This is a genomic window from Klebsiella sp. 18074 (assembly GCF_902705905.1).
Classification (GTDB): Bacteria; Pseudomonadota; Gammaproteobacteria; order Enterobacterales; family Enterobacteriaceae; genus Klebsiella; species Klebsiella terrigena.
Map to the genome: position 1 here is coordinate 126,486 of NZ_CACSIS010000007.1, position 25,218 is coordinate 151,703.

General features: G+C 58.3%; 23 protein-coding genes. All 23 read right to left on the reverse strand.

The annotated features are described in order from the left end of the window. Window position 1: 1 nt before the first annotated feature. The 23 genes from rlmB to amiB all read right to left on the reverse strand — a co-directional run bounded on the left by rlmB (window position 2) and on the right by amiB (window position 25,218). Window positions 2–733 carry a 23S rRNA (guanosine(2251)-2'-O)-methyltransferase RlmB gene (gene rlmB / locus GVK32_RS09180; RefSeq protein ID WP_041143720.1) on the reverse strand — a complete coding sequence of 244 codons (732 nt, stop codon included), beginning with the start codon at window positions 731–733 and terminating at the stop codon, window positions 2–4. A gap of 106 nt (window positions 734–839) precedes the next feature. Continuing rightward, on the reverse strand, window positions 840–1,640 hold the full coding sequence (locus tag GVK32_RS09185) for an ABC transporter ATP-binding protein (RefSeq protein ID WP_159867567.1): 801 nt from the start codon (window positions 1,638–1,640) through the stop codon (window positions 840–842). Next, entirely contained in the window at window positions 1,637–2,626 is a 990-nt protein-coding gene (locus GVK32_RS09190; protein WP_159867569.1) for an ABC transporter ATP-binding protein, read from the reverse strand. Before GVK32_RS09190 ends, GVK32_RS09185 begins: the two co-directional genes overlap by 4 nt. Further along, complete coding sequence (locus GVK32_RS09195; protein WP_159867571.1) at window positions 2,619–3,476, reverse strand: ABC transporter permease; 858 nt, start codon at window positions 3,474–3,476, stop codon at window positions 2,619–2,621. The genes GVK32_RS09190 and GVK32_RS09195 overlap by 8 nt, the downstream gene beginning before the upstream one ends. Beyond that, window positions 3,476–4,432, reverse strand: coding sequence for an ABC transporter permease (locus GVK32_RS09200; RefSeq protein WP_159867574.1), 957 nt, complete (start codon window positions 4,430–4,432; stop codon window positions 3,476–3,478). Before GVK32_RS09200 ends, GVK32_RS09195 begins: the two co-directional genes overlap by 1 nt. A gap of 12 nt (window positions 4,433–4,444) precedes the next feature. Beyond that, window positions 4,445–6,007: an ABC transporter substrate-binding protein gene (locus tag GVK32_RS09205; protein ID WP_159867577.1), complete on the reverse strand. Its 1,563-nt coding sequence runs from the start codon at window positions 6,005–6,007 to the stop codon at window positions 4,445–4,447. A 22-nt stretch (window positions 6,008–6,029) separates the two neighbouring features. After that, entirely contained in the window at window positions 6,030–7,247 is a 1,218-nt protein-coding gene (locus GVK32_RS09210) for a M20 family metallopeptidase (protein ID WP_159867580.1), read from the reverse strand. 53 nt (window positions 7,248–7,300) lie between these two features. Further along, window positions 7,301–8,077 carry an ABC transporter ATP-binding protein gene (locus GVK32_RS09215; protein WP_159867583.1) on the reverse strand — a complete coding sequence of 259 codons (777 nt, stop codon included), beginning with the start codon at window positions 8,075–8,077 and terminating at the stop codon, window positions 7,301–7,303. Next, on the reverse strand, window positions 8,077–8,847 hold the full coding sequence (locus GVK32_RS09220; RefSeq protein WP_159867586.1) for an ABC transporter permease: 771 nt from the start codon (window positions 8,845–8,847) through the stop codon (window positions 8,077–8,079). Before GVK32_RS09220 ends, GVK32_RS09215 begins: the two co-directional genes overlap by 1 nt. Further along, entirely contained in the window at window positions 8,844–9,851 is a 1,008-nt protein-coding gene (locus GVK32_RS09225; RefSeq protein ID WP_159867589.1) for a glycine betaine ABC transporter substrate-binding protein, read from the reverse strand. Before GVK32_RS09225 ends, GVK32_RS09220 begins: the two co-directional genes overlap by 4 nt. A gap of 73 nt (window positions 9,852–9,924) precedes the next feature. Beyond that, window positions 9,925–10,632: an aspartate/glutamate racemase family protein gene (locus GVK32_RS09230; RefSeq protein ID WP_159867592.1), complete on the reverse strand. Its 708-nt coding sequence runs from the start codon at window positions 10,630–10,632 to the stop codon at window positions 9,925–9,927. Beyond that, a complete protein-coding gene (locus GVK32_RS09235; RefSeq protein ID WP_159867595.1) occupies window positions 10,625–11,641 on the reverse strand; it encodes a D-cysteine desulfhydrase in 1,017 nt (338 codons plus the stop codon). The genes GVK32_RS09230 and GVK32_RS09235 overlap by 8 nt, the downstream gene beginning before the upstream one ends. A gap of 214 nt (window positions 11,642–11,855) precedes the next feature. Further along, entirely contained in the window at window positions 11,856–14,303 is a 2,448-nt protein-coding gene (gene rnr, locus GVK32_RS09240; RefSeq protein WP_123709897.1) for a ribonuclease R, read from the reverse strand. 161 nt (window positions 14,304–14,464) lie between these two features. Then, window positions 14,465–14,887 (reverse strand): nitric oxide-sensing transcriptional repressor NsrR, encoded by a 423-nt coding sequence (gene nsrR / locus GVK32_RS09245; protein WP_076947037.1) that lies wholly within the window; start codon window positions 14,885–14,887, stop codon window positions 14,465–14,467. Between the two features lie 150 nt (window positions 14,888–15,037). After that, window positions 15,038–16,336, reverse strand: coding sequence for an adenylosuccinate synthase (purA, locus tag GVK32_RS09250; RefSeq protein ID WP_041143717.1), 1,299 nt, complete (start codon window positions 16,334–16,336; stop codon window positions 15,038–15,040). 102 nt (window positions 16,337–16,438) lie between these two features. Continuing rightward, a complete protein-coding gene (locus GVK32_RS09255) occupies window positions 16,439–16,636 on the reverse strand; it encodes a DUF2065 domain-containing protein (RefSeq protein ID WP_128879251.1) in 198 nt (65 codons plus the stop codon). A 220-nt stretch (window positions 16,637–16,856) separates the two neighbouring features. After that, window positions 16,857–17,861: a protease modulator HflC gene (gene hflC, locus GVK32_RS09260; RefSeq protein ID WP_159867598.1), complete on the reverse strand. Its 1,005-nt coding sequence runs from the start codon at window positions 17,859–17,861 to the stop codon at window positions 16,857–16,859. A 2-nt stretch (window positions 17,862–17,863) separates the two neighbouring features. Further along, window positions 17,864–19,120: an FtsH protease activity modulator HflK gene (gene hflK / locus GVK32_RS09265; RefSeq protein ID WP_159867601.1), complete on the reverse strand. Its 1,257-nt coding sequence runs from the start codon at window positions 19,118–19,120 to the stop codon at window positions 17,864–17,866. Window positions 19,121–19,185: 65 nt separating this feature from the next. Then, entirely contained in the window at window positions 19,186–20,466 is a 1,281-nt protein-coding gene (hflX, locus tag GVK32_RS09270) for a ribosome rescue GTPase HflX (RefSeq protein WP_041143713.1), read from the reverse strand. 197 nt (window positions 20,467–20,663) lie between these two features. Continuing rightward, complete coding sequence (gene hfq, locus GVK32_RS09275) at window positions 20,664–20,972, reverse strand: RNA chaperone Hfq (RefSeq protein WP_041143712.1); 309 nt, start codon at window positions 20,970–20,972, stop codon at window positions 20,664–20,666. A gap of 92 nt (window positions 20,973–21,064) precedes the next feature. After that, window positions 21,065–22,015, reverse strand: coding sequence for a tRNA (adenosine(37)-N6)-dimethylallyltransferase MiaA (gene miaA, locus GVK32_RS09280; protein WP_045853364.1), 951 nt, complete (start codon window positions 22,013–22,015; stop codon window positions 21,065–21,067). Beyond that, complete coding sequence (mutL, locus tag GVK32_RS09285) at window positions 22,008–23,873, reverse strand: DNA mismatch repair endonuclease MutL (RefSeq protein WP_159867604.1); 1,866 nt, start codon at window positions 23,871–23,873, stop codon at window positions 22,008–22,010. Before mutL ends, miaA begins: the two co-directional genes overlap by 8 nt. A gap of 10 nt (window positions 23,874–23,883) precedes the next feature. Beyond that, window positions 23,884–25,218, reverse strand: a complete 1,335-nt coding sequence (gene amiB / locus GVK32_RS09290) for an N-acetylmuramoyl-L-alanine amidase AmiB (RefSeq protein ID WP_159867607.1) — start codon at window positions 25,216–25,218, stop codon at window positions 23,884–23,886.

Consider the following 25,218-nt stretch of genomic DNA (forward strand, 5'->3'; position numbering starts at 1 on the left):
ATCAGCTGCGCTGGCGCACGGCTTCAAACAGACAAATGCCGGTCGCGACGGAGACGTTCAGCGAGGAGACGCTGCCGGCCATCGGAATGCTGATCAGCTCATCGCAGTGTTCGCGCGTCAGGCGGCGCATCCCTTCACCCTCGGCACCCATCACCAGCGCCATCGGGCCGGTCATCTTGCTCTGGAAGAGGGTATGGTCCGCTTCACCGGCGGTGCCGACGATCCAGACGTTCTCTTCCTGCAGCAGACGCATGGTGCGCGCGAGGTTAGTCACGCGGATCAGCGGTACGTTTTCCGCCGCGCCGCAGGCGACTTTTTTCGCCGTCGCGTTCAGCTGCGCCGAACGGTCGCGCGGCACGATCACCGCGTGTACGCCGGCGGCATCGGCGCTGCGCAGACAGGCGCCAAGGTTATGCGGATCGGTAACGCCGTCGAGAATCAGCAGCAGCGGCTGATCGAGAGAGGCGAGCAGTTCAGGCAGGTCGTTCTCCTGGTACTGACGTCCCGGCTTCACGCGGGCAATAATCCCCTGATGCACGGCGCCTTCGCTTTTCTCATCGAGAAACTGGCGGTTAGCGACCTGAATCACCACGCCCTGGGCTTCCAGCGCGTGGATCAGCGGCAGCAGGCGTTTATCCTCGCGGCCTTTGAGAATATAGACTTCCTGAAAACGCTCGGGAGCGCGCTCCAGCAGGGCCTGCACCGCATGGATGCCGTAAATCATTTCACTCATTAAAGGTACTCATCTGGGGCGATATGCGCCGGGTTAATAGGGCCGTGAACCACTTCACTTGCGCCTATTATAACCGACATGGCGTTCAAATCGACTCCTGTCCTCGTTAACCGTTGGCCACCGCGCGCCTCTCGCCCGCCACCGCCGGGTGCGCGGGTAAAATAGCGTTAAGTAAATAGCGCGTATAGTCATGACCTGCCTGGGTGAAAATGCGCTCCGTCTCACCCTGCTCAACAAGCTTGCCCCGATACATTACCCCCACGCGATCGGCAATGTGTCGGACCACGTTTAAATCATGAGAGATAAACAGGTAAGCCAGCCCATATTCGCGCTGCAGCGCCATCAGTAAATTGAGTATTTGCGACTGGATCGACACGTCTAAGGCCGAAACGGGTTCATCGCAGACGATCAGTTTCGGCTTGAGGATCAGCGCTCTGGCGATGCCGATACGCTGGCGCTGGCCGCCGGAAAACTCATGCGGGTAGCGGGCGGCATCCTGCGGGCGCAGGCCAACCTGCTCCAGCATTTCGGCGACCCGCATTTTACGCTTGTCTATGCCGTGAATAATGAGCGGCTCTTCCAGGCTGTAGCCGATGCGGCGCCGGGGATCGAGCGATGAGAGCGGGTCCTGGAAAATCATCTGCATATCCCGGCGCACGCTGCGCCAGCCTGCGGCACTGAGCCCCGTCAGAGAGCGTCCATCAAAGACTATGTCACCGTCGGTCGCCGGCGTTAGCCCTAACATCAGCCTTCCGGTGGTGCTTTTACCGCTGCCGGACTCCCCCACCAGCGCCCAGGTCTCGCCCGCCTGGAGGCTGAAGCTTATATTATCTACCGCGCGCACGGAATTCCCGCGGCGCAGGAACGTCTTTGATAGCTGGTTGACCGTCAGCAACGATGTCGTCATTGCAAAATTCCTCCTTCTTCAGCTCGCCAGCAGCGAACCTGATGCCCCTCGTTGCCAACGGGGCGCAGCGCTGCCGCCTGTGCCCGGCATCGGGGCTGCGCCAGCGGACAGCGATCGGCATAGGCGCACCCGGCGGGTAACGCGTGCAGAGAGGGCACCTGCCCGCTAATTTCCGCCAGCGGCGTTTTCGGCGGATGGTTTGCCGAAGGCCGCGCCGCCAACAGCGCGCGAGTATACGGATGGCGAGGCCGCTCGAAGAGCGTATACACATCCGCTTCCTCCACCACCTGCCCGGCATAGAGCACCACCACGCGCTGGCACAATCGTGCTACTACGCTGAGATCGTGGGTGATAAAGATAATGCCCATCCCGGTCTGCTGCTTTATCTCATCGAGCAGATCGAGGATCTGCGCCTGAATAGTGGCGTCCAGCGCCGTGGTCGGTTCATCGGCAATCAGCAGCGAGGGAGAGGTAGCAATCGCCATCGCGATCATCACGCGCTGGCGCATTCCGCCGGAAAGCTCATGCGGCCAGGCGCCGGCACAGCGCGCCGGATCGGGTATGCCGACCTGCGCCAGCAGGCTGAAGATTTTTTCCCGCCGCTGCGCGCGCGAAAGCGCCGTATGCAGCCGCAGGCTTTCGTCAATCTGTAACCCAATGCTCATCACCGGGTTCAGGCTGGCCAGCGGATCCTGAAAGATCATCGCCATATCCCGGCCGCTTATCTGCCGGCGGACCTTCGCCGGGAGCGAATGCAGCGCTTTACCCGCCAGCACAACTTCCCCCTCAACGCGGCTGATGCGGGGGGATAGCAGCCCCATCAGCGCCTGGGCGGTGACGCTCTTGCCACAGCCGGATTCGCCAATAATGCCGAGCGTTTCATGGGCGTTGACCACAAACGACACCCCGCGCACGGGGGAGATCACCCCCTGACGGGTCGCGAATCGGACGTCCAGTTTATTAACCCGCAGCAAAGTCTCAGCCATAACGCCCCCCTTGTTTCAACAGCCGGAGTATCCGACGCGGTAAGGGTTTAAGCCCCGGATCGGCGCTATCGCGCAGGTCGTCACCGATAATATTCAGCGCCAGAATCAGCAGCACGATGGCTACCCCCGGGAAAAAGGTCATCCACCAGGCGCTAAAAATCACCGCCTTGCCTTCCAACAGCAGATTGCCGAGGCTGGGCATCGGCGCCGGTACACCGGAGCCGAGAAAGCTCAGCGCCGCCTCGGTGAGGATGGCGACCGAAAACACCCAGCTGACCTGGACGATAAACGGTGAAACAACGTTAGGCAGCAGGTGCAGCCATATAATCCGTGACGAAGTGGCCCCCTGCGCGCGCAGCGCTTCGATAAAGTTTTTCTCTTTAATCACCATCGCCGCCCCGCGGATCACGCGGGCAATCGACGGGACATACACCAGCGAAAGCGCCAGCACGACGTTGGCGATATTCGGCCCCAGTACGCCGACGATCGCAATTGCCAGCAGCAGGGAAGGAAAAGCGAACAGTCCGTCACAAACGCGCATCAGCACCCGATCTAGCGGGCGATACCAGGCGCACAGCAGCCCGATGACCATTCCCGTCACCCCGGCAATAGCCGCTACGGCAGCACCCACCGAAAGAGACACCTGAACCGCCAGCGCCACCCGAACAAACAGATCCCGGCCGAAGTTATCGGTCCCGAACCAGTGGGCGGCTGAAGGGGGTTTCAGGCGGCTTAGCGGATCGATGCTGTAGGGATCCCATGGGCTGAGGGCGCTGGCGAAAAAGGAGAGCAGCACGAGAGCCAGCAGCAGGCCGGGCCAGGCCAGGCGCGCGGAATTCTTTATCACCATCACTTTTCCCCTTCGTCGACGGAAAGACGCGGATCGGCCAGATAGCTCAGCAGATCCACCGCCAGGTTGATCAGTACATAGCAGACGGTAATCAGCAGCACGACGCCCTGGATCACCGTCACATCCCGGCGTTCGATGGAGTCAACAATCAGCGAGCCGACTCCAGGAATGCCAAATACGCTTTCAATCACAATCGTACCGGTGACCAGCGAGGCGAACGATTCGCCGCAAATCGTCAGAATCGGAATCAGGCTGTTTTTCAACGTGTGGCGCAGCAGCACCAGCCGCTCCGGCACCCCTTTCGCCCGTGCGGTATTGATAAACGGTTCCTGCATCACGTCCAGCATCACCGCACGGGTCATCCGCGCGATCAGCGCCGCAATACGCAGACCAAGCGCAAAAGCGGGCAGCGTCAGATACCAGACGTTTAACCAGAAAGATGCGTTGCTGGAGCGATAGCCCACCACCGGGAACCAGCGCAGCTGCACGGCGAAAAAGAAAATCAGAAACAGGCCGAGCAAAAAGCCCGGCACCGACATGCCGAAGGTCGCCAGCATACGAATCATGCGGTCCGTCGCGCTTCCGTGCTGCCACGCGCTGATGACGCCGCCCGCCAGCCCCAGCGCCAGCGCAATCGACTGGGCATACAGGGCCAGGGACAGCGTCGGCGTCAGGTGCTGTAAAAACAGGCTCATTACGCTGGTATTTAAAAACAGCGACTGCCCCAAGTCGCCCGTCAGCACCTCGCTAAACCAGCTGGCGAACTGGACCAGCAGCGGCCTGTCCAGCCCCATCTGCTGGCGCAGCGCGGCAATATCCTGCGGACTGGCATCATTTCCCAGAATAACCAGCGCCGGATCGCCAGGCGCCAGGTGAATCAGACAAAACACCACCACCGCCACCACCACCAGTACCGGCAGGAGCGCCAGCAGGCGGTGAAACAGATATCTTTTCATCGCCTTCTCCCGTCAGGGCGCGGTGACGCTAACGTTCCACAGGATCGGTCCAATCAAATCCTCGTAGCCTTTAACATTGTTTTTGATTGCCACGGCGTCCGGCGTGGTACGTCCCAGCACGATCACCGGCAGATATTGCCAGCTCAGCACGTTGAGTTTATCCACCAGCGGTTTCGCCGCCTGTAATGACGCGGCCTGCTTGATCGCATCGAGAACGGCATCAATCTCCGGGCTGTCGCTCAGCCCCGGGAACTTGGCGCGGGAATCGAGGAACGGATACTGATGCAGCACCTGGCGCATGGAGAACTCCAGCGCGCAGAGATCGAAGTTTTTCGGATCCTGGCGGCGCTGCAGCACCGTTGGCCAGTCGTATACATCCAGGCGGGATTTCACGCCAATCTGCTTAAGAACCTGCTGGGCGACAATCGCCAGGTTATAGAGCTCGGCATACTCTTTTGTGGCGATGATCACCACCTCCTCGCCTTTGTAGCCGGAAGCTTTCACCAGCTCGCGCGCCTCATCCAGCTTGCGTTGGTTCCAGTAAGGTTTTCCGGCCTCGCTGTACCAGTCCACCTGTTCCGGAAAGCCCAGCGAGGGGTCCTCTTTAAAGAAGCGCGGATCGCTGTAGCCCGCCAGCAGCGTTTGATGTACGTCGAGCGCAAGGTTGAAAGCCTGGCGCAGCTTGACGTTGGCGAACGGCCCCTGATGCTTATTAAACAAATAGGTGATCAGCGAGCCGCCGCTTTGCGGCTGGAACAGCGACAGATCCGGCACGCGGCTCAGGGTTTCGATATTGTCTTTCGGCAGCTGGAAGACGAGGTCGTATTCTCCGGTCATCGCCCCCGCCAGACGGGTAGACTCATCGGTGATATAGCGGAACCAGATATCCTTCACGTCGGCCTTTTTCTGCCCGGACAACCCGCTTGCCGGTTCTGACCGCGACTGGTACTGGTCATAGCGCGTTAAATGCAGATAATCGCCAGGCTTAAACTCCGCCAGCTTGTAGGGACCGGTGCCGATAAGCTCGGTCACCGGCTTTTTGCTGCCGTCCGCTTCATTGATAATCCGCGCAGGCATGATGGCGGCGATATTTTTCACATCTGCCAGCACGTTGAGGGTTATCAGCGACGGGGCTGGTAGCGTGAAGCTCACGGTTTTATCATCAACCTTTGTGAACTGAACGCCGGGCAGATTGGCTTTGCCCTGGGTGGATACCGCCAGCCAGCGGTTCATTGAGGCCACCACATCGTCCGCCGTCAGCAGCTGCCCGTCATGGAAATGGATCCCCTCGCGCAGGACGAGCGTGTAGGTTTTACGGTCGTCGCTGAGGGTGTAGCTCTGCACCAGCTCAGGCACCGGCTCAAAGTTTGCGTTAATGGTGAACAGCGTTTCGAAGATATGGCGGTCGACATCGGAGGTGGCGTTATTGGTCGTCAGGTAGGGGTCCAGCGTGCCGGGACGATTACCGTAGGCGATGTTCAAGGTGGCGTTACGATCGACGCTTTGCGCCTGCGCGTTTCCCAGGGGTAAAACCGCCGCCAGCATCAGCGCGGCGGCAGAAAACAGCATTTTCATTATGATAGTGCTCCGGTGAAGGTCAGGCGGCCCGCGTGGCGGCTGTGCGCCCGGCAAACTCATTTTTGGCATCCGCCAGCAGCGCGGCGTCCGTTAGTAAGCGCAATCCGGTCCGCGCCAGCACCAGCGCCCCGGTAACCAGGGCATCGTATCCCTGAGGCGAGTTAGCGGCTTCGCGAAAAGCAACGGTATGACCAATCAGATCGTCCGGGCCTATTTTGATATACGGATGCGCGGTGGGTACGGCGTGGCTGATATCGCCGGCATCGGTGGAACCCAGCCCCTCTTTCTCTTTCAGCTCGACGCTTTCGCCCGCGGCGGTGAACTCCTCCAGCAGCACGTCGTTGAGGGTATGGTTGATATTGAAATCGCGCGGCCCCACCTGATGTTCGATTTTCACCGTGGTGCCCGTCGCCAGTGCAACGCCCTCCGCGATGGCCCGGATGCGCGGCTCCAGCGCGACCACCTGTTCACGCGTACGAGCGCGAATGTAGTAATGGGCGGAGGCATACTCAGGAATGACGTTCGGCGCCTGCCCGCCGTTGGTGATAATGCCGTGCACGCGAATACCGTCCGGCAGCTGCTGCCGCAGTACGCTGATCCCGTTGTATAACAGCACCAGCGCATCGAGGGCATTCACGCCCTTATCCGGTGAGCTACCGGCGTGGGAAGGCTTGCCGTAGAAGTGAAAATAGAGGTGGTTATTAGCCAGCGACGGGCCGGAAAGCCGGGTTTTACCTGCCGGGTGGACCATCAACGCAACGTCCACATTGTCGAGGAAGCCGTGTTCCACAAAGCGGGCCTTCACGTTGCCGTTCGGCCCGCCCCGGCCGCGTAATCCCCCCTCTTCCGCCGGCGTTCCCAGCACGACCACCTTGCCGCCGGTGTACTCCAGCGTTTCGCCGAGCGCTACGGCCGCGGCCACGCTGGTGACGCCGATAATATTGTGTCCGCAGGCGTGACCGATATCGATCAGCGCATCGTACTCCGCCAGATAGGCAATCGTCGGCCCCGGTTTACCGCTCTCTTTAGTCGCGAAAAAAGCCGTTTCGTGTCCGGCGACGTGGGGAGTCACGGTAAAGCCGTGTTTCTCCAGCAGCTGCGTCAGCAGGCCGCTGGCGTAATACTCGTTATTGCCGGTTTCAGGATGGCCATGAATATCTTTGGCTATCGCCACATACTCATCCCGGTGCTGGTGAATACTTGTTGCCAGACGGTCTCGTAATTCGCTTGTGCTCATTGCTTCCACCTCAGTCATCACAGTTGATCCATTCCCGCCACCGGGAATCGCGTTTAGCCTAAATGTCGTTTTGCCTCCTGGCGCACCCGGTGCAAAACGTGGTGTTTAATCTCGCTGTAGCGCGGGTGTTCGGCCAGGGTTTCGATATCCCGTTCGCGGCCGAAGGGCAGAACGATCTCCTCGACGATTTTTCCCGGCTTCGCCGACATGACCAGAATGCGGTCGGCAAGGAACAGCGCCTCTTCAACATCGTGGGTGACAAACAGCAGGGTAGTACCAGTAGAAAGCCAGGACTCGCGCAGCAGCTCCTGCATCATCAGCCGGGTTTGCGCATCCAGCGCGCCGAAAGGCTCGTCCAGCAGCAGCACTTGCGGACCGGGCAGCCAGGCGCGCGCCAGCGCCACGCGCTGCTTCATACCGCCGGAGAGCTGCCAGGGGGCGTGATGCTCAAACCCTTTCAGGCCAACCCGGGCAAGCCAGTCCAGCGCCCGCGCGTTGGTCTCTTCTTTACGGTACCTGCCCAACCGCGGGCCAAAGGTGACGTTCTCCAGCACCGACAGCCACGGGAACAGATTCGGCTGCTGAAAAATCATGCCGCGATCCGGCCCCGGCGCGCGCACCGGTTTACCGCCCGCCGCTACGCGTCCGCGATCCGCTTGGCTAAATCCGGCCACCAGGTTGAGAATGGTAGATTTGCCGCAGCCCGAAGGGCCCAGCAGGACGACAAATTCCCCTTTGTTCAGCGACAGGCTGATATCCTCGAGCACCGTGAACGGCTGCGGCTTGGCCGCAAAGGAGAGCGAGACGTTTTCCAACGTGATGGCACTCATTATTCTTTCCCCGCCCAGGGCACAAACAGCCGTTGCAGCCCCAGCAGCAATAAATCCAGCAGATAGCCAATGCCGCCCAGCAGCAGAATGCCGAGCATGACGATATCGGTACGCAGATAGGAGCTGGCGTTAATCACCATCCAGCCAAGGCCCGAACTGGCGGCCACCATCTCCGCCGCAATTAGCGACGTCCAGCCGATACCAATCGACAGCCTGACGGTGGTGAAAAGGTCGGGTAGCGCATCCGGCAGCACGACCCGCAGGAAGATCTGCTTCCGCGAGGCGCCGAGGGTTTGCGCCACGCGAATGCGCGAGCGGCCAATACGCTCGACGGCGGCAGAGGCTCCGACCACTACGCTTAAAAAGGTGGCGATAAATATCAGGAAGAATTTAGACGCTTCACCAATCCCCAGCCAGACCACGGCCAGCGGGATTAGGGCGATTTTGGGCAGCGGGCGCAGGAACTGCACGAACGGATTTAACACAGCGGCGAGGCCGTCCGACAGCCCCATCAGCAGCCCCAGCGGAATGCCGATGATAATCGCGACCGCAAAGGCGCTAAGGGCGCGCGCGAGGCTCACCGCGATATGCTCCCACAGCGGCACCTGGCGATAGCCGTCCGCCAGCAGCTCTTCGGTGGTGAGGCCGATGTCCGTCAGGGAGGGCAGCAGCAGCGGATCAACCCACTGTCGCATCGCCGCCACCTGCCAGACGATAAAGAAAACCGCCACCGAGACGGTGCTGATGGCGATATGCTGGCTCAACCTCATTGCGCAGCTACCGCCGCATCACGGATATAGCGTGAATCAATCGCGGCATCCCAGTTCGCCGGAATGTCGCGTTTGCGGATCTCGCCAATCCCCGCGAGGAAGCCAGAGGTTTTACTCAGCGCTTTGCCGATGCCGCTGTCGGACGTTTGCGTCCCGTTGCCCAGCCATGCCGCCGTCCCCTGCTGGCTCAGAGTGGGGTATTCCAGGCCACCAAGCGTATTCGCTGCGGTGGCCACCGGTGCCCCTACCTCTTTCGCCACGATAGCCGCGGCGCGCTCCGGATCCTGCGTAAATTCATCGACCTTTTGCTGGTGAACGCGCAGGAAGGCGGTCACGACCTGCGGATATTGCTCGGCAAAGGCCTTGCGCACCACGTAGTTGTTGTAAATCAGGTAGCCATCTTTTTGCAGATCTTTTGTGGCGAAGACCTGGTGGCCGCCGGAGGACTCCAGCTCCTGGGCAAACGGCGCCCAGACGTAGCCCGCGTCAATATCACCACGTTTCCAGGCGGCGACCATGTCTGCCGGGCGCAGCGGCAGCAGGGTTATCTTGCTGCGATCCAGTTTGTTGACGTCGATGGCCGCTTCAAGAGCATATTGCGCCGTCGAATTCGGCGGGTAGGCCACGCGCTTACCTTCAATATCCTTAATATTGCTAATGCCCTCTTTGCCAATTAACCGTTCATAGCTGGCAATAACGCCGGAAACGCCAATAATCTCTACCGGTAGTTTTCTGACGATCCCCGCCGCCGCCGGGCTGGATCCAAAGTTGGCAATATCAATCGCATTACTGGCAAAATAAGTTAACGCATCAGCGCCAGAGGCAAATTGCACCCATTTCACTTTGCTGTTTAATGCCTTATCCAGAGAGCCATCGGCCTTTGCCAGCATTAATACCTGGGAGCCGCCGCTATAGGCCACCCGAACTTCGGCAGGCGTATCCGCAAAGCTGGTATTCGCCCATAAACCACCCGCTGCGATTAATAAGCAGAGACTTTTCTTCATTATATTTACCCCTGGAAAGTGCAGAAATTAGTGTCCGGATTAATAATCGGACTGGAAAATGCTTAATGCGGTATTAGCTTAATTGCCATAGCTGCGAACATCGCTCGGCCAGGGCCTGGGACGGATCGAACGTCAGGTCATAAAACGGCACCTTCACCGCCGCAAGCGCAACGGGAACCTCGGTACAGGCCAGAATCAGCTTTTGTGCACCGCGGTCAAACAGCGCGTTTGCCTGACGCAGCAACTGCTCGCCACCCTCTTCCAGCGCACCACGCTTAACGGCGTAACAGCCGGGCACAAACCACTGCGCCAGCTCCTCCTCCGTCGGCTCGATAGCCTCAATCCCCTGCTCCGCCAGCCTGCGCTGATACCAGCCCGCCTCCAGCGTGCCTTGCGTAGCGATAATGCCCACCCGCTGAGGTTGGTCCTCCTGCTGCGCCAGCAGGGCAAGCGTGGCATCTACAATATGCAGAATCGGGGCCTCGCTGACCTGACTCAGAGCGTCGTACCAGTGATGCGCCGTATTGCAGGGGATAGCGATATGGCTTGCCCCCGCCTGATTGAGCGTTTTAATACCATGGATGAGCTGCGGCAACGGTGACGGGCCGGTTCCCGCTAGCGCCTTTTGCCGGTCCGCGACTTGCGGAACGTTCCACACTATCGACGGTAACTGCTGCTGATCGCTCTGCGCCGGCGTGGCATCGAGCAGCCGTCGCTGAAAATCCAGCGTGGCAAGCGGCCCCATGCCGCCCAGCACGCCAAGCAGAAACGGCTTAGTCATGATGAGACTGCGCCTCTAACAGCTGGCGGTAGCCGAACAGTCCCGCGGAGCCGCCGGTGTGGATAAAGACCACGTTCTCATCCTGACGGAAGTGGCCCTGACGAATCAGATCGATAAGCCCGGCCATCCCTTTTGCGGAGTAGACCGGGTCAAGAAGAATACCTTCATGACGCGCCAGCAGCGTCAGCGCTTCCAGCATCCCTGCGGTTGGCAGACCGTAGCCCTCGCCGACATAGTCGCTATTGGCGACGACGGCGCTATGCGGCAAATCACCCGGAACACCCAGCAGGGCAAGCGTTTTGGCAGCCAGGTTCCAGACGTTCTCTTCCTGCTTATCCTTAGGCGCACGCACGCTGATGCCCAGCACAGGAACATGGCTGTTGGTCGCCGTAAAGCCCGCCACCAGCCCCGCCTGGGTACCGGTGCTGCCCGTAGCATGAACCACGTGATCGATGCGCAGGCGCAGCTGAGATGACTGATATAACAGCTCTTCGGCGCAGGCGACGTAGCCCAGCACGCCGATGGGGTTAGAGCCGCCGCCGGGGATAACATACGGGTTGTATCCTTGCTCACGCAGCGTGGCGGCGTACTCCTCCATCGCCCGCTGCATATCGGTGCCGCCGGGCAGATGGGCCACAATTTCCCCGCCCAGTAGCTCATCCAACAGAACGTTGCCGGAGCGTTGATAATCCTCGCCAAAATCAGTCACCCGCTTCTCCAGCAGCGCTTTCGCCTGCAGCCCAAGACGCGCCGCGCCGGCGATGGTCTGGCGCACATGGTTAGACTGCGTCGCGCCCTGAGTAATCACTACATCAGCATTCCGCGCCAGCGCATCCGCCAGTAAAAATTCCAGCTTGCGGGTTTTATTGCCGCCGCTCGCCAGGCCGGTTGCATCATCCCGTTTGATCCATATTTTTGGACCACCTAATAATTTCGACAAGTTATCCAGCGGCTCAAGCGGCGTGGGGAAATGACCAAGAGACACTCGAGGAAAACGGGCCAGATGCATACATGCTCCTTGCGAGGAAAGAGGGCAGAATAAAAGTAAAACCCACTATACACATCGGGAAAACATGGCTAATTAAAAATAATAAATAACGTCTTCTGAAAATAGACTAAGCAGGAAATACGAGGGGAAAGGAGTATTTTCTATTCTGTTATGGAATGACTTGCGGCAAAAAAGAATAACCCCTGCCGCATGACAGGGGTTATCGAGTGGAGTATTACTCAGCGGTTTTCTTTTTCGCCGCGCGCTTCGCTTTGGTTGCGGCAGCTATTTTCTGCGTTTTGGTCGACGGCTTCTTCGCTTTTTTCTCGCCTTTAGGCTGGGTAGCCTGGGGCTGAGACTTGCCTTTCTCTTTGCGGAAGGCGCTATCCGGCTCGAAGTTTACCTGCTTACCGGCCTGGCGACGACGCCCGGAAGGCTTGCCGGCGTTCGATTTTTTCGCCTTCTCACGCTCGGTCTTGCCGACGTTGCGCGGGGCGCGTTCGCTGGAGATCAGCGAGAAGTCGATTTTGCGCTCGTCCATATTGACCGCTTCCACGCGGACTTCCACGCGATCGCCCAGTCGATAGGTCTGACCGCCGGACTCGCCGATCAGACGCTGTCCGACCTGGTCGAAGCGGTAGTAATCGTTATCCAGGGATGACACGTGCACCAGGCCGTCGATAAACAGCTCGTCCAGGCGGACGAAGAAGCCAAAGCCGGTGACGCTGGCAATCACGCCCTTAAAGACGTTGCCCACCTGATCCAGCATAAAGTCACACTTCAGCCAGTCAGAGACCTCGCGGGTCGCTTCGTCGGCACGACGTTCGGCCATCGAACAGTGCGCGCCCAGCTGCAGCATCTCTTCCATGCTGTAGTGCCAGCCGCCGGTTTCAGTGCTGTTGCCTTTGTGCCCCTGCTCTTTCGCCAGCAGATACTTAATGGCGCGGTGCAGCGACAGGTCAGGATAGCGGCGGATAGGCGAGGTGAAGTGCGCGTAGGACTGCAGCGCCAGGCCAAAGTGGCCGCGGTTTTCCGGATCGTAAACCGCCTGCTTCATCGAGCGCAGCAGCATGGTTTGCAGCATCTCATGGTCAGGACGATCGGCGATGGAGGTCAGCAGCTCGGCGTAGTCGCGCGGCTCCGGCTTGTTGCCGCCGGGCAGCTCCAGACCGAGCTCCGCCAGCACCGTGCGGAAAGCGGTGATCGCTTCAGTGGTCGGCTTATCGTGGATACGGAACAGGGCCGGCTCCAGCGCCTTTTCAACGAAGCGAGCGGCGGAGATATTCGCCAGAATCATGCACTCTTCGATCAGCTTATGGGCGTCGTTACGCTGGGTCTGCTCAATACGTTCGATGCGGCGTTCAGCGTTAAAGATAAACTTCGCTTCTTCACTTTCAAAGGAGATGCCACCGCGCTCTTCGCGAGCGCTATCGAGGACTTTGTAGAGGGTGTGCAGCTCTTCGATATGCTTCACCAGCGGCGCGTACTGCTCACGCAGCTCGCCGTCGCCCTGCAGCATATGCCATACCTTGGTATAGGTCAGGCGCGCGTGCGAGCTCATTACCGCTTCATAGAATTTGTAGCCGGTCAGGCGGCCTTTTGACGAAATCGTCATTTCGCAAACCATGCACAGGCGATCGACCTGCGGGTTCAGCGAGCACAGGCCGTTAGAGAGCACTTCCGGCAGCATCGGTACCACCTGCGAAGGGAAGTAGACCGAGGTGCCGCGGCTGCGCGCTTCGCCGTCCAGCGGCGTACCGGGACGCACGTAGTAGCTTACGTCGGCAATGGCAACCCACAGGCGCCAGCCGCCTCCGCGTTTCTTCTCGCAGTAAACCGCGTCATCAAAGTCGCGGGCGTCTTCACCGTCAATGGTGACCAGCGGCAGATCGCGTAAATCAACGCGGCCGATTTTCGCCTCTTCCGGCACCTGCTCTTTGAGCACAGATACCTGTTTTTCTACCTCCGGTGGCCAGGTGTAAGGGATTTCATGGGTGCGCAGCGCCATATCGACCGCCATGCTGGTGCCCATGTTATCGCCCAGCACCTCAACGATTTTGCCCACCGCTTTCGTGCGACGGGTCGGGCGCTGGGTCAGTTCAACGACCACCACAAAGCCCATCCGCGCGCCCATGACTTCTTCAGGCGGGATCAGGATATCGAAGCTCAGGCGGCTGTCGTCAGGGACCACGAAGCCCACGCCGGCGTCGGTGAAGTAGCGGCCGACGATCTGGCTGGTTTTTGGCACCAGCACCCGCACGATACGCGCTTCGCGACGGCCTTTACGGTCCGCGCCCAGCGGCTGCGCCAGCACCTGATCGCCATGAATGCAGGTTTTCATCTGCTCAGACGACAGGTACAGGTCGTCTTTACGCCCCTCGACGCGCAGGAAGCCAAAGCCATCGCGATGGCCGATAACCACGCCTTTGAGCAGGTCAAGACGCTCCGGCAGCGCGTAGCACTGACGGCGGGTAAACACCAGCTGCCCGTCGCGCTCCATGGCGCGCAGGCGGCGGCGTAGCCCTTCTAACTGCTCTTCGCCTTCGATATTCAGTTCTATCGCCAGCTCATCTCGGCTGGCCGGTTTTTCACGTTTTGCTAAATGATCGAGGATAAATTCCCGGCTAGGGATTGGATTCGCATACTTTTCAGCTTCGCGGTCCTGGAAAGGATCTTGTGACATGTCGGTTCCTCCGTTGTCATCTCTGGTGAAAGTTCCTTCGTCTTTCACGCCGCCTCTTTGTTAGCTGCCTTCACTCACTCCGGTCACTTACCTGAGTAAGCTCCCGGAGATTCGTTCAGTTGCCGCCGCGATGCGACCTGAAATACTCGGCCTTTAATTCTTTACACCAGTAATAATTTATAAAGCGGTTGATTCTCTTCAACCAAATCAGCCAGCGTGTAGTTATCAAGTTCCTTAAGAAAACTTTGCGCCGCTTCTGCAAGCGCCTGTTTCAGGCGACACGCGGGAGTAATGTGGCAAAATTCGCTGCTGCAGTTGACCAGCGATAGCGGCTCAAGATCGCGAACCACGTCACCAACACGAATCGTTTTTGCCGGCTTACCGAGGCGGATCCCCCCGTTCTTTCCCCGCACTGCCATAACGTAACCAGAGCGACTCAGCTGATTGATTATTTTTACCATATGATTACGCGACACGCCGTAGACCTCCGTTACTTCGGAGATGCTCGTCATTCGGCCATCCGGTAGCGACGCCATATAGATAAGCGCTCGTAATCCGTAATCAGTGAAACTCGTTAACTGCACAGCAACCTCAGGGTAAGGGGAAAGCGGTGAATCCGCAGGGTATGACTATATTGATGATAAACCAGCCGACGCACAGGCCGCTAATTTATTTGAAATGGGGCGGGTAGGCAGCAAAAACAAGGGGCGCCCAATCGGCGCCCCTGGAGATAATTATGCGTCGAACGGATCGCGCAGAATCATCGTCTCGGTACGGTCAGGACCGGTAGAGATAATATCAACCGGTACGCCGGTCAGCTCTTCAATACGCGCGATGTAGTTCAGCGCCGCCTGCGGCAGGCCGCTACGCTCTTTCACGCCGAAGGTGGTTTCGGACCAGCCCGGCATGACTTCATAGATCGGCTCAATGCCTTCCCAGTTGTCGGCTGCCAGCGGAGTGGTGGTCACTTCGCGGCCGTCCGGCAGACGGTAAGCTACGCAGATTTTAACTTCTTTCAGGCCGTCCAGCACGTCCAGCTTGGTCAGGCAGAAGCCGGACAGGGAGTTGATCTGCACCGCGCGACGGATCGCCACGATATCCAGCCAGCCGGTACGACGACGACGGCCGGTAGTGGCGCCGAATTCGTTACCCTGCTTGCACAGGAACTCGCCGATGTCATCAAACAGCTCGGTCGGGAACGGACCTGCCCCTACGCGAGTAGAGTAAGCTTTGATGATACCCAGAACGTAATCCACATAACGCGGACCCAGGCCGGAGCCGGTTGCCACGCCACCTGCGGTGGTGTTGGAGGAGGTTACGTACGGATAGGTACCGTGGTCGATATCCAGCAGAGTGCCCTGCGCGCCTTCGAACATCACGAAGTCGCCGCGCTGACGCGCCTGATCCAGCAGATCGGAGACGTCTACAACCATCGCCGTCAGGATGTCGGCAATCGCCATCACGTCATCAAGGACTTTTTGATAATCAACCGCTTCCGCTTTGTAGAAGTTCACCAGCTGGAAGTTGTGATATTCCATCACTTCTTTCAGTTTGTCAGCGAAGGTGGCTTTATCAAACAGGTCACCCACGCGCAGACCGCGGCGAGCGACTTTATCTTCGTAAGCAGGCCCGATGCCGCGACCGGTGGTACCGATAGCTTTCGCACCGCGTGCTTTTTCACGCGCAACGTCCAGCGCAACGTGATAATCGAGGATAAGCGGACAGGCTTCGGACAGCAGCAGACGCTCACGGACAGGGATACCACGGTCTTCCAGTCCTTTCATTTCTTTCATCAGCGCAGCCGGAGACAGCACAACACCGTTACCGATGATGCTGGTGACATTTTCGCGGAGAATACCTGATGGAATAAGATGCAGGACGGTTTTTTCACCGTTGATTACGAGAGTATGGCCTGCGTTGTGACCACCCTGGTAGCGCACAACATATTTAGCCCGTTCAGTCAGGAGATCGACGATCTTCCCTTTACCTTCGTCACCCCATTGGGTGCCCAGTACGACGACGTTGTTGCCCATTTTTCAAAATCACCGTTTGCTTAAAAATGGATTCTACCATCGCTTTTTCAGAGTTACAGCACTTTTTGCACTCAATATCAGCCAGGTCTGGCCATTTTTTGATCAGCTCAGTGATTTCGTCAACATGTAGTAGATGACTATCCCGGCAACCACAAGACCGCCGCCAAAACGGCGTAATAAATTATCCGGCAGCTGGCTCATTGTGGCGATCATCCGACGCCAGGCGCGCGGATAAAGCAGCGGCCCCAGCCCTTCAAGTACTAAAACCAGCGCCAGTGCCAGCCAGATTGTTGAGTTCATGATTAACCTTTAGAAAGAAACGAAACCAGCGTCGCCGCAGAGCGTCAGGGCCTGAGTCATGACGCATTTTGCCCGTGTTGCATATTGTCCGGCATTTCGCGTTGATTATGCACTTTTTTTGCAGAACAAACGTATAACCCATTGTGTTAAGAGTTATTTCTGGAATTAAAAATATAAAAAAGGCGCCTTTTTCAAGGCGCCTTTTCGCTGACTAAATCGCTTATTTGCGAGCGGAGTCAGGTGACTTCATGTAGCGGAAGAAATCGCTGTCCGGGCTGAGAACCATCACATCCTGGTTACCCTGGAAGCTGTTCTCATAGGCACGCAGGCTACGGATAAAGGCATAGAAGCCCGGATCCTGGCTAAACGCATCGGCAAACAGCTTGGCCGACTCTGCATCGCCTTCACCACGCATGATGCGGCCCTGGCGCTCGGCTTCTGCCAGCGTCTTGGTCACTTCATAGTCCGCGGTAGCGCGCAGCTTCTCAGCCTCTTCCTGGCCTTGTGAACGGTGGCGACGGGCAACCGCTTCACGCTCGGCGCGCATACGGTTATAAATCGCTTCAGACACTTCGGCCGGCAGGTTGATCTGCTTGATTCGCACGTCGACGACTTCAATACCCAGCGCTGCCATACTGTTCGAGTTAACAACCGGAACCTTGCCGTTAGTTTCTGCCGATACGCGCTCCGCCGCTTTGGCGATAGCATCGTCAGCGGCCGGCGTGCTGACTTCATCTTCGGTGCCCGCTGAGCCGGAGTTCAGCGCATCGCGCACTTCCAGCGTCAGACGACCGCGGGAATCGGTCACGATATCCTTCACGTCCAGGCGACCAATCTCAGAACGCAGACGGTCAGAGAATTTACGCTTCAGCAGCACCTCGGCCTGGGAGACGTCGCCGCCGCCGGTTGCCAGATAGTAACGGCTGAAGTCGCTGATACGCCACTTGATGTAGGAGTCGACGATCAGGTCTTTCTTCTCTTTGGTCACAAAGCGATCGGCCTGGTTATCCATGGTCTGAATACGCGCATCGAGCGTTTTCACTGACTCAATGAACGGGATCTTGAAGTGCAGACCCGGCGAATAGACCAGCGGTTTATTTTCGCTATCGCGTAGTACCTTACCAAAGCGTAGCGTAATACCGCGCTCGCCCTCTTTGACCACAAAGATAGACATGTAAAGCACTACCAGCACGATGGCAATAATCGCAATTACAGGTTTACGCATCGTTATTCCCCCTGACGCTGGTAGTCGTTACGCTGCGCGTTGGCGCGACGTTGGTCCATAATGTTGCTGTCCGTAGTGCTCGAGGTGTTGCTGGCGCTGCTTGAGCCGGAAGCAGGCGGCAGGCGCAGCAGATCGCTCGCACCGCTGCTATTGCCCTTTGCTGCCGGCGTACCGGCGCCTTTCAGCATCTGGTCCAGAGGCAGAACCATCAGATTGCCGCCCTTATCGTTAACCAGCACTTTACGGGTATGGCTCAGCACTTTTTCCATGCTTTCGATATACAGACGCTCACGGGTAATCTCCGGCGCGGCTTTGTACTCAGGCAGGATCTTCGCAAAGCGCGCGACCTCACCCTGAGCTTCAAGAACGGTCTGAGTCTTGTACGCACGCGCCTCTTCGAGGATACGCTGCGCGGCACCGTTAGCTCGCGGCTGCACTTCGTTGGTGTAAGCTTCGGCTTCGCGGATGTACTGCTGCTCGTTCTCACGCGCGGCAATCGCATCATCAAACGCGGCCTTCACCTCTTCCGGCGGACGTGCCGTCTGGAAGTTGACGTCCAGCAGGGTAATACCCATGTCGTACGGGCGAATCGTCTCTTCCAGCTCGCGCTGGGTATCGCTACGAATCACGGTACGCCCTTCGGTCAGAATACGGTCCATGGTGTACTTGCCGATAACGCCGCGCAGGGCGCTGTCGGTTGCCTGACGCAGGCTATCGTCGGCGCTGGCAACGCTAAACAGGTAGCGTTCTGGATCGGTTACCCGATACTGCACGTTCATCTCAACACGCACGACGTTTTCATCAGACGTCAGCATGACGCCAGAAGCCGCCAGTTCACGTACCGATTCAACGTTGACTGCCTGAACGTTATCGATAAAGGTTGGTTTCCAGTTAAGACCCGGCTCAACCAGATGGCTGAATTTACCAAAGCGAGTCACCACACCACGTTCTGCTTCCTTGATGGTATAGAAACCGCTGGCTGCCCAGATAATAACGGCGGCTACGGCAACAATGCCGACAATGCGTCCGCCCATAGGCCCGCGAGGTCCCTGAGAGCCGCTAGCGCCTCCCTGTCCTCCTTTGCCGCCACCGAGACCGCCAAGTTTTTTACTTAACTTGCGGAAGATATCATCCAGATCGGGCGGCCCCTGCTCGCGACCACCTTTATTGCCATTTCCCCCGGAGTTGCCGCCTTGGTTATTGCTGCTCCCCCACGGGTCGCGGTCCTGTCCGTTATTACCGGGCTGATTCCACGCCATGTATATGCTCCATATTTGTTTTTGATATCCCCACAGGGGTTAATATCTTCAGGCAAGCTGCAAGGTCAAATCACGTAATCAACCAGCGCTGGCTCTTGTTTACAGAGGCGACGCCAGTCAACGATCGGCATGCGCACCTGCAGACTCACGCTGCCGTCATCCTCCAGCCACTCTTTTTCTATCGCCTGAAGCTGATAGAACCGACTTCTCAGTCGCCCTTCCTGCGGCGGTAAGCGCAGCGTGTGCTGAGCCACTTCACCGGAAAGCCGTTCCGTCAAAGCCTGAAAAAGCAGCGGTACCCCAACTCCGGTCTGCGCAGAGAGCCAGACCCGAATCGGTTTATTCTCTTCATCCCGGTCGATACGCGGTTCAAAATCGTCAAGCATGTCGATTTTGTTCATCACCAGCAGCACCGGGATCTCATCGGCCTCGATTTCAGCGAGAACCGTATTTACGGCATCAATGTTTTCCTGCAGACGGACGTCGGCTGCGTCAATCACGTGCAGCAACAGCGTCGCCTGACGCGTCTCCTGCAGCGTGGCTTTAAACGCGGCGACCAAATCGTGCGGCAGGTGACGAATAAAGCCTACGGTGTCCGCCAGCACGGTTTCACCCACGTCAGTGACGTCGATGCGACGCAGCGTCGGGTCCAGAGTCGCGAACAGCTGGTCCGCCGCGTAAACCTCAGCTTCGGTTATCTGGTTAAACAGCGTTGATTTCCCGGCGTTGGTGTACCCCACCAGCGACACGGTGGGAATATCGGCTTTGGCTCGTGACCGCCGTCCCTGTTCACGCTGCTTTGATACTTTTTCCAGCCGCCCGAGGATCTGCATAATGCGGTTACGCAGCAGTCGACGGTCAGTCTCGAGCTGGGTTTCACCCGGGCCACGTAAACCAATCCCGCCCTTCTGTCTTTCAAGGTGGGTCCAGCCGCGTACCAGGCGCGTCGCCATATGGCGCAGCTGCGCCAGCTCAACCTGCAGTTTCCCTTCGTGGGTGCGCGCTCTCTGGGCGAAAATATCTAAAATAAGCCCTGTGCGATCGATAACCCGGCATTCGCACAGCTGCTCCAGGTTGCGTTCCTGGGCTGGGCTCAGGGCATGATCGAACAGCACGACCGACGCGCCGGTCGCTTTTACGGCTTCCGCAATTTCGACAGCCTTACCTTCACCAACAAAATATTTCGGGTGCGGTGCTTTACGGCTACCGGTAATCACCTGCATTGCTTCGACACCGGCAGAGGAGACCAGGGATTCAAACTCCTGAAGGTCTTCCATATCTTTGTCTTGCGAAAAATAGATGTGTACCAGCACCGCCTGCTCACCGGCATCATAACGGTCAAACAAGCGTAAACCCCTTCTAAAATACCAGCGGGGAACAGAGTCACTCGTGGTCTTTCTGGCTGCGTGAGTATTGGCCTTACTCGTTTACCCCAGCCATTTACGGCTGTAAACGCCTGGGGATTCACTACATACCGCCTTCCTGCAACCCAAAACTCATAGAGTAAAATCTGGCTCCCCGGCTTGGAAAAACAGCATTAACCTTATTCGGCGTCTTCGCTGTCTTGCTGCGGCGCAGAAGAACCCTGCGCGCTACCACCGTGGTGATAGTTGCTTGTACCGCCGCCAGCATTATTGCTGTGGTGAGACACCGGGCGAGACGGAACAACGGTAGAAATTGCGTGCTTGTAGACCATCTGGCTGACCGTGTTCTTCAACAGGATCACGAACTGATCGAAAGACTCAATTTGCCCTTGCAGCTTAATACCATTCACCAAATAAATAGAAACCGGAACGCGTTCCCGACGCAAAGCGTTCAGGAACGGATCTTGTAAAGATTGCCCCTTAGCCATTCTCTCTTTTCCTTATATGTATGCTTGTTTTGTACTCAGAACCTTACGATTCTTAAAAAAAATTACGCACGATACCGTTTAATTGTACACGTTCAGTCCTGGCTCGCACCAACTACCTGTAATACTTTGTTGAGCGCCTGTTCAGGTTGTTCACTGTCTAACCAGTGAATATCTTCCCAGCCGCGCAACCAGGTTATCTGACGCTTGGCTAACTGTCTCGTGGCGCAAACACCTCGATAAACCATTTCATCATACGGGATCTCGCCATCAAGGTATGACCACATCTGGCGATATCCTACACAACGAATGGAAGGCATATCCGTATGCAAATCTCCGCGGGCAAATAGCGCCCGTACTTCTGCCTCAAAACCTGAAGCCAACATCTGATGAAAACGCTGTTCTATGCGCTGATGGAGCAGTTCCCGGCTCGCCGGGGCGATGGCGAACTGATGCACCTTGTACGGCAGAGCGTCTCCCGACGTTTGCGTCAGTTCCGTTAAAGTTTTACCCGAAATGAAAAAAACTTCCAGTGCTCGGGAAAGTCTTTGTGGATCATTTGGATGAATACGCGCGGCGGCGACGGGATCGATCTCCTGTAGCTGCCGGTGCAGTGCGTGCCACCCCTGCTCTGCTGCCTGTTGCTCAATCTTAGCTCTGACCTCGGGATCTGCCGACGGTAACGGCGAAAGTCCTTCCAGCAACGCTTTGAAATACAACATTGTTCCGCCAACCAGTAGCGGAATACGCCCGGCAGCGACGATATCCGCCATTTCTGCCAGCGCATCGCGACGAAAATCCGCCGCGGAGTAAGCCTCTGCCGGGTCGAGAATATCCAACAGTCGATGCGGCGCTGCGCTCAGCTCTGCCGCATCCGGCTTGGCCGTACCAATGTCCATTCCTCGATAGATAAGGGCGGAATCGACACTAATCAACTCTACCGGTAAAATTTTACGCAAAGCAATGGCCAGCGCCGTTTTACCGGAGGCCGTTGGGCCCATTAAAAATATTGCCTTAGGCAGGCTCGCCTCAGTTACATCACTCATCTTTCAGGGCATTCATCGCCGAATTTAGGTCAACGGGTTGTAACAGACCACCCGGCGGAGCTTTTACCAGCTGCGGACATAAACGCTCGACATCCGCCAGCACGCTAATCGCCTGCGCCATATTCCACTGCGCGTGTTCGCTCGCCAGATTACGCGCGATCCACTGCGCGATGTCACCGACGTCAAATGCCTTTCGCTGCGCCAGGTAGCCTATCAGTTCAGGAATCAAGATTTGTAAATTTTGTTGTCTTAAGGGTAAAGGCACCGCGCGAACCGTCAAATGCTGCGCATCGGACTGCAGATCGATACCCAAAGCCACCAGCGCCGCCTGCGCTTTCGCCAGCGCGTCCTTTTCCGCGCCCGAGACCTTTAGCCGCAGCGGGATCAGCAGCGGTTGTCCGCAAACCGGCTCCCCGGCGGGCGTCAGCTGCGCCTGACGCAGCCAGCGTTCGGCCACCGGCAGCGCCAGAAGCGCCAGCCTGCCGTCGCGCTCCAGCAGCGCGCAATCACCCTCAACGATGGTCAGCACGCGGCCAAAGCTTTGGCTGTGCCCGGACAAACCTTCCGCCGCGGGCGCCGGGGCGCTGCTTTTACGCTCGGCGGCCGGCGTCTCGAGCAGCTGACGATACAGGGCCCCCTGCTGCTTTTGGTATCCCGGCTGCGCATGCGGCCAACCGGCGCCGGCGCCTCCAGCCGGACTGGAAGGCTCGCGTGGCGCTTCACGGCCGTAGCGCGCGGCGGCTGGCTCTCGTGCGGAAACCGGCTGTGCAAAATGGTTAGCGCCGGCCGCGATCCGATTCTCCGGTATCTGCAGACGCGGCGGCTGGCCCTTATCTTCTTCCGCCAGCGGCGCGCTGAGCTGCTGCTGGAGGACGCTGAGCACCCCTTGATAGATAAAATCATGGACCAGCCGGGACTGGTGAAAACGCACTTCGTGCTTCGCCGGATGGACGTTGACATCCACCTGGTGCGGGTCAATCTCAAGGTACAGGACAAAAGCCGGCTGCTGATCGGCCCCGAGCTTATCTTCACAGGCCTGGCGAATAGCGTGGTTGATCAGCCGATCGCGCATCATCCGGCCGTTGACATAGCAGTACTGGATCTCCGCCAGCGCCGGATTGGTGTGCAGCGGATCGGCCACCCAGCCGCTGAGGGTCAGATCGCCGTGCTGCCACTCAATCGCCAGCGCCTGCTCGAGGAACGGCGTACCGCAGATAGCTCCCAGCCGCCGCTCGCGCTGTCCGCCCGCGGGTACGGCGCGATACTGGCGCATCGCCTTGCCGTTATGGCTGAGATTAATCGTGACGTCAAAACGCGCCAGCGCGATGCGCCGGACGATTTCATCGATGTGGTTGAATTCCGTCTTTTCGGTACGCATAAACTTGCGGCGTGCCGGGGTGTTATAGAACAGATCCAGCACTTCCAGCGTGGTGCCGACCGGGTGCGCCGCCGGCTTGACGGTCACGTCCTGATCGCGCCCTTCGGCGTAGGCCTGCCAGGCCTCCTGTTGCTCCGCCGTGCGGGAGGTCAGGGTCAGCCGCGCCACCGAGCTGATACTGGCCAGCGCTTCCCCGCGAAAGCCGAGGCTGATGATGGCTTCCAGATCGTCGAGGGAGGCAATTTTACTGGTGGCGTGGCGAGCCAGCGCCAGCGCCAGCTCGTCTTTTTTGATGCCGCAGCCGTTGTCCCGAATGCGGATAAGCTTCGCGCCACCGCGTTCGATATCAATATCAATTCGGGTCGCGCCGGCATCAAGGCTGTTTTCGACCAGCTCCTTAACCACCGACGCCGGACGTTCCACCACCTCACCTGCGGCAATCTGGTTGGCGAGCTGCGGCGGCAGAACCTGAATCGGCATGACTGACTCCTTAATTTATCAACGTCCTGCCAGGCGACGCGGCGCTGGCCGTTTGTGCGGGCTCGCCGCGCGGGGCTGATTGCAGCGGGTGCTGCATAAAGTAATTACGCAGACCGTTATAAATCGCTTCGGCAAGCTGCTGCTGATAGTTGTCGCTGGCCAGCAGCCGCTCTTCGCCGGTGTTGCTGATAAAGCCGGTTTCGACGAGGATCGACGGAATATCCGGCGAGCGCAGCACGCCGAGGCTGGCGTGTTCCGGACGGCGCTTGTGGAGATCGCCGACCCGCTGCAGCTGGCTCAATACGTTAGTCGCCACATCATACCCGACGCGCTGGGAATGGCCGAACTGTAAATCCAGCACCGCCTGGCTCAGATAGGGATCCGACTGGCTGTTCGCCAGCACGTCTCCCGCGCCGCCGAGCAGCTCGGACTGCTTCTCATGCTGCTCAAGCCAGCCCGCCATTTCGCTATTGGCGCGACGGTTAGACAGCACCCATACCGACGCGCCGGTCGCGTCACGATTCGGCGCCGCATCGGCGTGAATCGACACCAGGAAGTTGGCATTTTGCTTACGGGCGACGTCCGAACGGCCCATTACCGAAATAAAGTAGTCGCCGTCGCGGGTCAGCACCGGCTTAAACAGCGGATCGGCGTTCAGCAACGCACGCAGCTTGCGGGCAATCGCAATCGTCACGTTCTTCTCTTTGGTACCATCCGGGCCGATCGCGCCGGGATCCTGGCCGCCGTGGCCGGCGTCGATCGCAATAATGACCTTATCGTCCGTCGCCATCGCGCGGCCAGCCGGGCGCGTCACGGGATGACTCTCGGTCATCACCGTTTGCCGTTCGTTACCCGATGACTTAAACGGATTGCGCGCCGGCGCCACCGGCACCGGACGTGGGGCGATCGTCGGCGTCTCCACCCGCTTCACGACCGCCGGAGGCGGTGGAGGCGGCGGAACGTCGGCGTTAATCGTGAACACAACGGTATAATTAGAGCCGTTTTGCTGCTTCACCGCGCGGGTTTTACCGTCTTCTGTCAGGTCCACCAGCAGGCGCAGAGACTGGGTATCCTGCGCGGCGCCCGCGCGAATGCTTTTCACCAGGTTGCTGCCGCTAAACAGCAGCGGTAATCCCTGCAGAGTGCCAGTCTGCTTGATATCCAGCGCCACCGTGCGTTTGCCCTGCGGGCTAAAGGAGTATTCGGGATCGCCGATAAAGCTAATGGTAATACGGGCCTGCCGATCTCCGTTAGAGACCTGGATATCGGATAAACTTGCCGCAAAGGTCTGCATGCTAAACAGCATCAGCGCAGCGGCCAGCCAGGGGGTTATGCGATATTTCAT